This is a genomic window from Angustibacter aerolatus (assembly GCF_054776675.1).
In genome coordinates this window covers 1-637 of the sequence record NZ_BAAHBM010000208.1, presented here as the reverse complement: position 1 = coordinate 637, position 637 = coordinate 1, and the positions used below count along the sequence as shown (strand labels likewise).

The 637-nt window shown below is 31.1% G+C and carries 1 pseudogene; it reads right to left on the bottom strand.

Features of this window, described 5'->3' with window-relative positions:
* Window positions 1–637: pseudogene (locus tag ACYVI6_RS18830) on the bottom strand (cbb3-type cytochrome c oxidase subunit I); the annotation flags it as partial.

Genomic DNA, 637 nt, shown 5'->3' with positions numbered 1-637 from the left:
GGAATGCTATATCAAGAGAAGCATTAGCTAAAACTACACCACTTAATCCACCTATAGTGAACATAAATACAAAACCTATTCCAAATAACATAGAAGGTGTTAATTTAATAGATCCTCCGTAGCATGTAGCTAATCATGAGAATATTTTAATTCCAGTAGGAACAGCTATTATTAATGTAGCAGCTGTAAAGTAAGCTCTAGTATCTACATCTAAACCAACAGTATACATATGATGACTTCAAACAATGAATCCTAAAATACCTATCGACATCATAGCATATACCATTCCTATATACCCAAATATACTTTTATTAGAGTTGGCTGCAATAGTTGTACTTATTATACCAAAACCTGGTACAATTAAAATATAAACCTCAGGATGACCAAAAAATCAAAATAGATGTTGAAATAATATAGGATCACCACCTCCTGCAGTTTCAAAAAATGAAGTATTAAAGTTTCTATCTGTTAAAACCATTGTTATCCCACCAGCTAATACAGGTAAAGATAATAATAATAATATGGCAGTTATAGCTACAGCTCACCCGAATAAGCTAAGTTTATGTAATCTTATACCAGGACTTCTCATATTTCCTATTGTAGTAATAAAATTAACTGCTCCTAATAAACTACTAAC